Below are 10,699 nucleotides of genomic sequence, written 5' to 3' on the forward strand. Positions count from 1 at the left end.
CTCCGGCGGCTCCCGCTCCGAGCACCTCGGGGCAGGACAGCACCGCCTCCGGCACCCAGGTCGCCCCGACCGTGACGGCCCCGGTGACGGTGTCCGGCAACGGCATCGGCGTCCTGGGTGACGGCACGTCGACATCGACCGCCCCCGAGGCAACGGCACCGACGACCCCGACGGCCCCGGCCGCCGAGGCCCCGGCAGCGCCGACCACCTCGGGCACCGACGGACTGCTCTCCGGCACCCAGGTGACCGGGCTGGTCGACGTCCCGGTGACGATCGGTGGCAACGGCATCGGCGTCCTCGGTGACGGCAGCTCGACGAGCACGGCTCCGGCCGCAGGCACGAGCACGGGCACCGGGACCGCCCCGGCGGCCGGTGGTTCGACCTCGGGTTCGGACGGGACGGCCTCTGGCACGCAGGTGTCACCGGTGGTCTCGATCCCGGTCACGGTGGCGGACAACGGCATCGGACTGCTCGGGACGGGTACCTCGGCGAGCACGGCTCCGGCCGCAAGCACGACCACGGGCACCGGGACCGCTCCGGCCGCCGGTGGTTCGACCTCGGGTTCGGACGGCACAGCGTCGGGCACGCAGGTCAGCCCGGTCGTCGCCGTCCCGGTCACCATCGGTGGCAACGGGATCGGCATCGTCGGTGACGGCACGAGCACCGGCACGACGGCTCCGGCCACCGGTACCGGCTCCACGACACCGACGACCGGCGGCACGACCTCCGGTGACGGCGGTCCGCTCTCCGGCACGCAGATGACCCCCGTGATCAGCCTGCCGGTCACCATCGGTGGCAACGGGATCGGCATCGTCGGTGACGGCGCCAGCACCACCCCGGGCACCGGCACCGACCCCGGCACGGACCCCGGAACCGACCCCGGCACGGATCCCGGCACCGACCCCGGGACCGACCCGGGAACCGTCCCCACCGGGACGGACCCCGGAACCGGCACCGAGCCCGGCACCGTGACCACCCCCGTGGGTGTGGTCGACGTCGTCGAGCCGACCCGGGCCTCCACAGCTGGCGTGGCGACCACCACGACCGCCGCCACCAGCGGGGTCCGGACCAGCGCCGGGACCGTCGCGGCAGCCGCCGCGGCCGGTGACGGCCAGCCGGAGCTCGCGTACACGGGAGCCGGCTCGCCGGTCCTGCCGGCAGGGTTCGCGCTCCTGCTGCTCCTCGCCGGAGCCGGCACGCTCGTGCTCCGTCGCCGGCACTGACCGCCGGGTGATCGAGGGGCGTCATACCGTGGCGCCCCTCGTCACCCTGCCCGGGGAGACCTCCGGTCACGTCGGCGCATCGGATGCGTGTGCATGTTCCGACGGACCGCTCGTCGATCGACTCGTGGATCGTCGCGGTCTGGACGACGGACACCGCGGACGCCGGACCCGTCCGGGGGGAGACGCCCGGTTACGACGGCGCTCACGAGCAGAGCGCGGCCGTCAGCGGCCTGGGGTATCGTTCCGACTACGCAAGCGCTCCGGGGTCGGTGGAAATCCGAGCCGGTGGTGACAGTCCACGAACTGACGACGGGTGCGAACCCGCCAGATGTTGACCCGGTGGAAATCCGGGACCGACGGTGAAAGTCCGGATGGGAGGCGCGCTGGGCGGACAGGACGACTCCACGACCCGTGGGGTGCGACCCGTCCGTCGATGCCGACGATCGTCGAACGCCCCCGGAGTCCCGTTGAGAGGACACCAGTGTTCACCGGCATCATCGAGGAACTCGGCACCGTCACCGCCGTCGAGCAGCAGGGCGACTCCGTCGCGCTCACCGTGCACGGCCCCGTCGTCGTGCAGGACGCCCGGCACGGCGACTCGATCGCCACGAGCGGTGTCTGCCTGACCGTCGTCGAGCAGACCCCCGAGACCTTCACCGCCTTCGTCATGAAGCAGACCCTCGACATGAGCGCCCACGGCACACTCCGGGTGGGGGACCGCCTGAACCTCGAGCGCGCTGCGTCGGTCGGCGACCGCCTGGGCGGACACATCGTGCAGGGCCACATCGACGGCACCGCCACGGTGCTCGAGACCTCCGACGGCGACGGCTGGCGGCGTGTGCGGTTCTCGCTCGCGCCGGCGCTCAGCCCGCTCGTGGTCGACAAGGGCTCCGTCGCGCTCGACGGGGTCTCGCTCACGGTCAGCGCCGTCTCCCCGGAGGACACCCACCCCGACGCCGCCTGGTTCGAGGTGAGCCTGATCCCCGAGACGCTCGAGGCCACGACGCTCGGGCTCCGTGTGCCGGGTGACCGGGTGAACGTCGAGACCGACGTGCTGGCCCGGCACGTCCGCCGCATGCTGCGGCTCGACGCCGCGGCGCAGTCCCTCGAGACCGCCGCGCAGCCGCTCGAGACCGCCGGATCGGAGGCCCGGTGATGGTCGCCGAGGCCGGCACCGTCCCGCAGGCGCTCGGCTCGTCGAGCATCGAGACCGCGATCGCGTCGATCGCGGCGGGCCGCCCCGTCATCGTCGTCGACGACGAGGACCGTGAGAACGAGGGCGACGTCATCCTGTCCGCCGAGCTCGCGTCGCCAGAGTGGATCGCCTGGACGGTCGCGCACTCGTCCGGGTTCATCTGCGCGCCGGTCAGCACCGAGATCGCCGATGCGCTCGACCTGCCGCCGATGGTGGCGCACAACGAGGACGTCCGCGGTACGGCCTACACGGTCACCGTCGATGCGGCCGTCGGTGTGACCACGGGCATCAGCGCCCACGACCGCGCCCGCACCCTGCGGGTCCTCGCCGACCCGGACTCGGTGCGCGACGACCTGCACCGACCCGGCCACGTGGTGCCCCTGCGCGCCCGACCGGGTGGGGTCCGCGAGCGCGCCGGGCACACCGAAGCAGCGATCGAGCTCGTCACCGCGGCCGGACTCCGTCCCGCTGCGGCGATCTGCGAGATCGTCGACGAGGACGGCAGCATGATGCGACTGCCGGCGCTCGTCGCACTCGGGGCGCGCGAAGGCGTGCCCGTCATCACCATCGCTGCGCTCGCCGAGTGGCTGGACGCGGCAGACCGGGCGGCGGCAGCGACTGCCGCGCCCACGGAAGGAACGACACGATGAGCGGAGCAGGCGCGGCGGACCGCGACCAGGTCGACGGCACCGGGATCCGGGTGGCCATCATCGCCGGACAGTGGCACGACACGATCGCTGCGGGACTGCTGGCCGGGGCGCAGCGCGAGGTCGAGCGGCTCGGGGCGACGGCCGACGTCATCCCCGTCCCCGGCAGCTTCGAGCTGCCCGTGGTCGCGAAGACCGCGCTCGGCGCCGGTTTCGACGCCGCGGTCGCGCTCGGCGTCATCATCCGCGGTGGCACCCCGCACTTCGAGTACGTCTCGGGCGCCGCGACGACCGGGCTGACGCAGGTCGCGATCGACACCGGCAAGCCCGTCGGGTTCGGTGTGCTCACCCTGGACGACGAGCAGCAGGGCCTCGACCGTGCGGGGCTGCCCGGCTCCAAGGAGGACAAGGGCGCCGAGGCCGCACACGCCGCGATCAGCACCGCGGTGACGTTGCGGTCGCTGCGCGTCCTGGTCTGAGCTGCTCTCGGCCTGAGGCTCCACGCAGAACGGCCCCGCACCGGTGAGGTGCGGGGCCGTTCTGTCTGCGCTCGTCGAGCGGCTGCGCTCGCTAGCGCTTGCCGAACACGTGGATCGGCAGGAAGAAGGAGAGGCTCATCAGGAGCACACCCGCCATGAAGACGAAGGCCTGGCCCGACTCGACCTGGAAGGCGAACCCGAACAGGTACATCGACACCAGCAGCAGCAGGATCGAGAAAACAGCGGCGATGACGCGGCCCACGGGATACCTCCGGGTGTCGACGAGTGGATCGTTCCCCAGTCTATCCCCAGCAGGGGGTGTGTCGGTTCACGCGCCGGGTCGGGTCGCGATCAGCCGGTCGACGACGGCGAGCAGGGTCTCCATGTCGACGCTGCCGCGCTTCGGTCGGACCTCGCTCGCGGCCCCGAGTGAGGCCTGGTGGTACAGCCCGTCGCCGAGGAGCTTGACGGCCTGCGCGGTCGGCTCGTCACCCAGGGCGTCGACGAGTGTCGTGAGCCAGGCGTTCTCGGTGTCGTCGAGGGTGCGACCCGCCTCTTCGTAGCCGGCCTGCTGCAGGCGGCTCGCGGCGAGCAGGGCGAGGTCGAGCTCGCTGCCGACGAACAGGCAGTTGCGGACGAAGTAGCGCGCGGCGCCGTCCTCGGCGTCCTGCATGCGCTCGACGTCGATCGCGGACAGGTCCGACAGCCGTTCGCAGAGCCCCTCGACCAGGGCGGCCTTCGAGCCGAAGTGGTAGAGCAGCCCACCCTTCGAGACACCGGCGCGCGCGGCGACGGCGTCGAGGGTGGCGGGGCGCTCGCCCTCTTCGCACACGATGGCGACGAAGCTGTCGAGGACACGGTCGCGGGCACTGGCCATGCCGAGAGTCTAGGAGCAGTTCCCGGGGGCGCGGACGCCAGCACGGCCGCGGTCGCCGTGAACGCTCACGAAGTGCCGTGTGCCCGTTGCTGATCGCGCCCGCAGGGGCTACGGTCGGAGCGACCGTGAAGGTTCACGAGACGACAAGGATCCGCATGTCAGCGCAGACGGCGAACACCGCCACCACCCCGACCCCGACCACCACGGACCGCCCCGGGTGGGCCGTCCTCGGCCCCGGCGGCATCGCCCGACGCTTCCTCTCGCAGCTGCCCGCCAGCGGGGGCGTCCTGGTGGCGGCCGGTAGTTCCTCGACCGAACGCGCACAGGTCTTCGCCGACGAGGCTGCCGGGTACGGGTTCGCCGACGTGACCGCCGGCACCTACGACGAGGTCCTCGCCGACCCGCGCGTCGACGCCGTCTACGTGTCGACCGTGCACACCGGGCACGCCCGGCTCGTGCTCGCCGCACTCCAGGCCGGCAAGGCCGTGCTGTGCGAGAAGCCCCTCGCCGTGAACCACGGCACCGCGATGGCGCTGACCGATGCCGCTCGCCAGGCCGGCCTGCCGCTCGTCGAGGCGTTCATGTACCGCTTCCACCCGCAGACCGCGGCGCTGGTCGACCTGGTCCGCGACGGCGTGATCGGCGACGTGACCCACATCGACGCCTCGTTCGCGTTCCGGACGGGGGAGCGCACCGGACGGCTGTTCGACGTCGACACCGCCGGCGGCGGGATCCTCGACGTCGGCGGCTACCCGGTGACGATGGCCGCGGCGATCGTGCAGGCCGCCACCGGGGTCGCGGTCGCCGAGCCCGTGGACCTCACCGCCACCGGCACGCTCGGACCGACCGGCGTCGACGAGTGGACGGTGGCGCAGCTCACCTACAAGGGTGGGATCACGGCGGCGGTCCGCACCGGCGTCTCCGTGCAGGACGACAACGCGGTGTCGGTGTACGGCACGCGCGGCCGCATCGTCCTCACCGACCCCTGGACGCTCGGCGACGACCCCACGATCGAGATCCGCACGGTCGACGAACCCCCTCGTTCGCTTTCCTTCGCGGGAGAGCACCCCTACGCCCGAGAGGCCGACGCCACCACCGACGCCCTGCGTGCCGGTGCGGTCGAGGCAGCGCAGATGACCATCGACGAGACCCTCGCCACCGCGCGCACGCTCGACCGGTGGCGCGCGGCGATCGGCCTGCGCTACCCGTTCGAGGCCGAGTCCGCCGACATCCCGACGGTGTCCGGCCGACCGCTCGCCGTGCAGGACGGCAACCCGATGCGGTACGGCGAGGTGCCGGGGGTCGGCAAGCGGATGTCCCGCCTGGTGATGGGCGTCGACAACCAGCCCGACCTGGCCCACGCCAGCGCGATCTTCGACCTGTTCGTCGAGCAGGGCGGCAACGTCTTCGACACCGGGTACATCTACGGCGGCGGGGTGCTCGAGGGGCGGCTCGGCAAGTGGATCCAGAACCGGGGGATCCGCGAGGACGTGGTCGTCATCACGAAGGGGGCCCACACCCCGCACTGCGACCCGGAGTCGATCACCCGGCAGCTGCTCGAGAGCCTGGACCGACAGGGCACCGACTACGCGGACATCTACATGATGCACCGGGACAACCCGGACATCCCGGTGGGGGAGTTCGTCGACGTGCTCGACGAGCACCGTCGTGCCGGCCGCATCCGCGTCTACGGCGGCTCGAACTGGACCCCCGCACGCTTCGACGAGGCGAACGCCTACGCCCGGGCCAACGGGAAGCACGGGTTCGAGGTCCTGAGCAACCACTTCGGCCTCGCCGAGGCGTACGACGTGCCGTGGGACGGCTGCGAGCACGCGACCGACGCCGCGTCGAAGGCCTGGCTCGAGGAGCGCCAGGTCCCGCTGCTGCCGTGGTCGTCGCAGGCCCGCGGCTTCTTCACCGGCCGCGCGACGCCCGAGGACACCAGTGACGCCGAGCTCGTCCGCTGCTACTACTCGGACGACAACTTCGAGCGGCTCCGGCGTGCACGCGAACTCGGGGAGCAGTTCGGCGTCCCGGCGACGGCGATCGCCCTGGCGTACGTGCTCCACCAGCCGTTCCCGACGTTCCCGCTCTTCGGACCCCGTACGATCGCGGAGGCCCGGTCGTCCATGACCGGCCTCTCCGTCGACCTCACCCCGGAACAGGTGGCATGGCTGGACCTCCGCGCCTGACCCCGGGCGGCCGCGCGACGATCATCGACGTCGCCGCGGCCGCCGGGGTGTCCCGGCAGACCGTCACCCGCGCGATGAACGGCATGTCCGGCATCAGCGCGGCGACCAAGGACCGCGTGCTCCAGGCCGCGGCGGCGCTCGACTACCGGCCGTCGCGGTTCGGCCGCGGGCTCGTCACCGGCGGCGACCACCAGCTCGGACTCGTCGTCAACGACCTGCGGAACCCCTACGCCCCCGCGCTCGCGTCGGCGGTGCTCGGCCTGGCCGCCGCTCGCGGGTGGAACGTCATGCTCGCGGACGTCGGGCTCGCGAGCGACTCGGACCGGATGGTGGAGTCCCTCGGCGCGCAGACCGACGTCGTGATCGGCTACCTCGGGTCCCGGGCGCCGGAGTGGATCGAACGGCTCGGCTCGGTCCCCGTCGTCGAGCTCGACCCCTCGGGCCCGGTGACCCGCGCCGCGGTCCGGATCGACCCGACCGCCGCGATCGAGGACCTCGCCGACCACCTCGTCGACACCGGGGTGAAGCACCCCGTCGTGCTCGACGCCGCCGCCGACGGTGTGCCGAGCCAGCGGGGGGAGCGCATGGTCGCGGCGCTGCGGCACCGCGGGTACCTGCCCGACCTCGTCATCGCGTCCGTGCCCACCGCCGAGGCCGGTGCCGAGCAGACCGAGCGGATCCTCGCCGAGCACCGCCGTGTGGACGCGGTCCTGGCGTTCAACGACGTGCTGGCCCTCGGCGTGCTGTCGGCGTGCCGTCGTGCCGGCGTCGACGTCCCCGGTGACGTCCGCGTGGTCGGTGTCGACGGCCTGCCGCTCGGGACGCTCGTCGCGCCGACACTCACCACGCTGGCCGTCGACCTGGACGAGGTCGCCGGCCAGGCCCTCGACCTCGCGCTCGGCATGCTCGCGGGCGAGCTGCCGCGCTCCGGCGCAGCCGTGGAGCGCACGGTGCGACACCGGTTGCTGCTCCGCGAATCGGCGTAGGTCCGAGAACGCGACCAGAGGACGGCCCGACGGCAGACGGCGCGACCGCCACGGGCCTCCCGGCCGTCGTCAGTTGCACTTGCAACCAAAACCGTCCGGACGGTACACTAACGGAGTCCTGACGGGGCGCGTGTCCATCCCGCGTCCCGTCTCGTCTGCCCCACGTACCACCCGCCGTCGACCTGGTCCGGCTCGAAGTCCCAGGAGTCCGCCGTGTCCGCACTGCTCACCAGCCCCGTCGCCACCCGCGTCACCGGGAGCCGCGCCCGACGGTTCCTGGCGCTCGCCGTGCTCATGCTGCCGGTGCTGCTCATCTCGGTGGACAACACCATCCTGAGCTTCGCGCTGCCGTCGATCAGCCGCGCGCTGAACCCGGACGCCACCACGCAGCTCTGGATCGTGGACGCGTACCCGCTCGTGCTCGCCGGACTGCTCGTCGTCATGGGCAGCATCGGCGACCGGATCGGCCGCAGGCGGATCCTGGTGATCGGCGCGACCGGCTTCGCCCTGTTCTCGGTGGCCGCGGCCTTCGCGACCGACGCCTGGATGCTCGTCGCGGCACGGATCGCGATGGGGGTCTTCGGCGCGATGCTCATGCCCGCCACGCTGTCGATCATCCGCAACGTGTTCGTCGACGCGGGGGAGCGGCGGATGGCGCTCGCCGTCTGGTCGACGATGTTCGCCGCCGGCAACGCGCTCGGCCCGCTCGTCGGTGGCGCCCTGCTCGCGCACTTCCACTGGGGCAGCGTGTTCCTGGTCGCGGTGCCGATCCTCGTGCTCATGCTCGTCGGTGTGCCGTTCTGCGTGCCGGAGTCCCGCGACCCGCTGCCCGGGCCGGTCGACCTGCCGAGCATGTTCCTGTCCCTCGGAGCCCTCGCACCGATCGCCTGGGCCATCAAGTCCGTCGTGCACCCCGAGGAGCGGGGGCTCGCGATCGCCATGCTCGCCGTCGGTGTCGTCTGCGGCATCGCGTTCGTCCGCCGGCAGCTGCGGTCCCGCACGCCGATGCTCGACCTGCGGCTGTTCCGCAGCACGGCCTTCACCGGCAGCGTGCTGATGAACCTGGCGGCGATGTTCTCGCTCACCGGGTTCCTGTTCTTCATCGCCCAGCACCTGCAGCTCGTGGCCGGGCTCGATCCGTTCGCGTCCGGCGTCGTGCTCATCCCGGGGTCGGTGCTGACCATCGTCGCCGGGCTCGCGGTCGTGCCGGTCGTCGCCCGGGTCGCACCGCGGTGGGTCGTGTCGGTGGCGCTGCTGTTCTCGGCGGCGGCGTACGCCCTCGTCGCGGTCCTCGGACACCACGCGTCCATCGCGGCCCTGGCGTTCGCGTTCGTGCTGCTCGGCATCGGCATCGGGGCGTCCGAGACGGTGACGAACGACCTCATCATCTCGACGGCACCGGCGGACAAGGCGGGTGCGGCATCGGCGATGTCCGAGACGGCGTACGAGATCGGTGCCGTGCTCGGCACCGCGGTCCTCGGCACGATCCTGGCGACGACCTACCGGGCGCACGTCGTGGTGCCCGACGGGTTGTCCTCGTCGGCGCACGTCGCGGCACAGGAGACCCTCGGTGGCGCGGTCGCCGCGGCCGGTCAGCTCGGTGGTGGCGCCGGGCAGGCACTGCTCGAGTCGGCACGGGCGGCGTTCGACTCCGGCGTGACGATCACCGCGGGCGTCGCGGCGGTGCTCATGGTCGTGGCGGCAGCGGGTGCGCTCGTCATGCTCAAGCGCCGCTGAGCGGGCGCGGAGTCGTCGCCACGGCGCGCCCGGCCGTCCTCGAACCTGTGAATCGTTGACCTCAACCAGGGTTCAGGTCATACGTTGGGTGACAGCCGCCGAGTGACGGCAGCCCCTCCCGAAGGAACGACCACGATCACCATGCCCGACGAAGCACCGGCCACCATCGCCGACGCGTACAAGTCCGCGTTCCGCGGGCACCCTGCCGGCGTCGCCGTCATCACGGCCGAAGGCCCGGACGGACCGACCGGCCTCACCGCGTCGAGCGTCGCGAGCGTCGCCGTCGACCCACCCGTCCTCGTCTTCTCGCTCTCCACCAACTCCGGCTCGGCCGGGGTCGTGCTCGGTGCGCCGATCTTCGTCGTGCACCTGGTCGACTCCCTCGGGGTCGCACTGGCCAAGCGCTTCGCCTCGACGGGCAGCCCGGCGGCCGACGACCCGATCTGGGGCACCCTGCCGTCCGGCGACCGCTACCTGCCGAGTGCGGCGAGTGCCCTCCGCTGCCGACCGCTGTCGACGACCCCGATCGGCAGCTCGACCGTCGTCGTCGCCGAGGTGCTCGACATCATCGTCGGCGCCGACCGTGGCGAGCCGCTGGTCTACCACAACCGGGAATTCCACTCCCTCACCGATCGTTCCCGGCTCTCGTGAGCCGCGGAGCCGCGTCCACAACCCACTGATCGAAAGGACCTCACATGGCTGAGTACACCCTGCCGGAACTGCCGTACGACTACGCCGCGCTCGAGCCGCACATCAGCGGCAAGATCATGCAGCTGCACCACGACAAGCACCACCAGGCCTACGTCACCGGTGCCAACACCGCGCTGCAGCAGCTCGGTGAAGCCCGTGAGTCGGGCAACTTCGGTGCGATCAACAAGCTCGAGAAGGACCTCGCGTTCCACCTCGGTGGTCACGTGAACCACTCGATCTTCTGGACCAACCTCGGTCCGGACACGAAGGTCCCCGAGGGCGAGCTCGCCGCGGCGATCGACGAGTTCTTCGGTTCGTTCGAGCAGTTCCAGGCGCAGTTCGCCGCCGTCGCGAACGGCATCCAGGGCTCCGGCTGGTCCGTGCTGGCCTGGGACACCGTGGGCCAGAAGCTCACCACGTTCCAGCTCTTCGACCAGCAGGGCAACATCCCGTTCGGTCTCGTCCCGATCTTCATGCTCGACATGTGGGAGCACGCCTTCTACCTCGACTACCTCAACGTCAAGGCGGACTACGTCAAGGCCGTCTGGAACATCGTCGACTGGGAGAACGTCGCCGCTCGTTTCGAGAACGCGAAGTCGCAGCGGTTCGTCACGCTCTGATCCGCGTCGGCGGGTCGCCACGGTGACGACCTGACGAACGGGAGGCACGGTGC

The 10,699-nt window shown here is 71.9% G+C and carries 10 protein-coding genes, 1 pseudogene and 1 riboswitch; of the genes and pseudogenes, 9 read left to right on the forward strand and 2 right to left on the reverse strand.

Annotation, left to right across the window (positions count from 1 at the left end):
- The 4 genes and pseudogenes from BIU95_RS18815 to ribH all read left to right on the forward strand — a co-directional run.
- Window positions 1-1,223 (forward strand): hypothetical protein (locus tag BIU95_RS18815; protein WP_071252029.1); only part of this gene is annotated, 1,223 nt, incomplete at its 5' end.
- A gap of 252 nt (window positions 1,224-1,475) precedes the next feature.
- A riboswitch (FMN riboswitch) is annotated at window positions 1,476-1,610 on the forward strand.
- A 94-nt stretch (window positions 1,611-1,704) separates the two neighbouring features.
- On the forward strand, window positions 1,705-2,379 hold the full coding sequence (locus tag BIU95_RS14990) for a riboflavin synthase (protein ID WP_042538091.1): 675 nt from the start codon (window positions 1,705-1,707) through the stop codon (window positions 2,377-2,379).
- Window positions 2,379-3,011: pseudogene (gene ribB / locus BIU95_RS14995) on the forward strand (3,4-dihydroxy-2-butanone-4-phosphate synthase); the annotation flags it as partial. The gene BIU95_RS14990 and the pseudogene ribB, both read left to right, overlap by 1 nt.
- A gap of 53 nt (window positions 3,012-3,064) precedes the next feature.
- Entirely contained in the window at window positions 3,065-3,544 is a 480-nt protein-coding gene (gene ribH, locus BIU95_RS15000; protein WP_071252031.1) for a 6,7-dimethyl-8-ribityllumazine synthase, read from the forward strand.
- Between the two features lie 91 nt (window positions 3,545-3,635).
- Here ribH and BIU95_RS18820 read toward each other — a convergent pair whose 3' ends face one another.
- Together BIU95_RS18820 and BIU95_RS15005 are read right to left on the reverse strand one after the other, a co-directional pair.
- Window positions 3,636-3,806 (reverse strand): hypothetical protein, encoded by a 171-nt coding sequence (locus BIU95_RS18820; RefSeq protein WP_017888559.1) that lies wholly within the window; start codon window positions 3,804-3,806, stop codon window positions 3,636-3,638.
- 66 nt (window positions 3,807-3,872) lie between these two features.
- Window positions 3,873-4,421 carry a TetR/AcrR family transcriptional regulator gene (locus tag BIU95_RS15005; protein ID WP_017888560.1) on the reverse strand — a complete coding sequence of 183 codons (549 nt, stop codon included), beginning with the start codon at window positions 4,419-4,421 and terminating at the stop codon, window positions 3,873-3,875.
- Between the two features lie 155 nt (window positions 4,422-4,576).
- Here BIU95_RS15005 and BIU95_RS15010 point away from each other — a divergent pair, with 155 nt between their 5' ends.
- The 5 genes from BIU95_RS15010 (at window position 4,577) to BIU95_RS15030 (ending at window position 10,646) form a co-directional block, all read left to right on the forward strand.
- A complete protein-coding gene (locus BIU95_RS15010; protein WP_042538089.1) occupies window positions 4,577-6,613 on the forward strand; it encodes an aldo/keto reductase in 2,037 nt (678 codons plus the stop codon).
- Window positions 6,592-7,599, forward strand: a complete 1,008-nt coding sequence (locus BIU95_RS15015) for a LacI family DNA-binding transcriptional regulator (RefSeq protein ID WP_042538087.1) — start codon at window positions 6,592-6,594, stop codon at window positions 7,597-7,599. The genes BIU95_RS15010 and BIU95_RS15015 overlap by 22 nt, the downstream gene beginning before the upstream one ends.
- 213 nt (window positions 7,600-7,812) lie before the next feature.
- Complete coding sequence (locus BIU95_RS15020; RefSeq protein WP_017888563.1) at window positions 7,813-9,336, forward strand: MFS transporter; 1,524 nt, start codon at window positions 7,813-7,815, stop codon at window positions 9,334-9,336.
- A 141-nt stretch (window positions 9,337-9,477) separates the two neighbouring features.
- Window positions 9,478-9,987: a flavin reductase family protein gene (locus BIU95_RS15025; RefSeq protein ID WP_042538085.1), complete on the forward strand. Its 510-nt coding sequence runs from the start codon at window positions 9,478-9,480 to the stop codon at window positions 9,985-9,987.
- Between the two features lie 44 nt (window positions 9,988-10,031).
- Window positions 10,032-10,646, forward strand: a complete 615-nt coding sequence (locus BIU95_RS15030) for a superoxide dismutase (RefSeq protein WP_017888565.1) — start codon at window positions 10,032-10,034, stop codon at window positions 10,644-10,646.
- Window positions 10,647-10,699 lie beyond the last annotated feature (53 nt).

The organism is Curtobacterium sp. MCBA15_007 (assembly GCF_001864905.1).
GTDB lineage: Bacteria > Actinomycetota > Actinomycetes > Actinomycetales > Microbacteriaceae > Curtobacterium > Curtobacterium poinsettiae.

Coding starts and splice junctions, on each gene's coding strand:
- BIU95_RS15025 (WP_042538085.1), top strand. CDS start 9,478: ATGCCCGACGAAGCACCGGCCACCATCGCCGACGCGTACAAGTCCGCG.
- BIU95_RS15015 (WP_042538087.1), top strand. CDS start 6,592: ATGGCTGGACCTCCGCGCCTGACCCCGGGCGGCCGCGCGACGATCATC.
- BIU95_RS15005 (WP_017888560.1), bottom strand. CDS start 4,421: ATGGCCAGTGCCCGCGACCGTGTCCTCGACAGCTTCGTCGCCATCGTG.
- ribH (WP_071252031.1), top strand. CDS start 3,065: ATGAGCGGAGCAGGCGCGGCGGACCGCGACCAGGTCGACGGCACCGGG.
- BIU95_RS15030 (WP_017888565.1), top strand. CDS start 10,032: ATGGCTGAGTACACCCTGCCGGAACTGCCGTACGACTACGCCGCGCTC.
- BIU95_RS15010 (WP_042538089.1), top strand. CDS start 4,577: ATGTCAGCGCAGACGGCGAACACCGCCACCACCCCGACCCCGACCACC.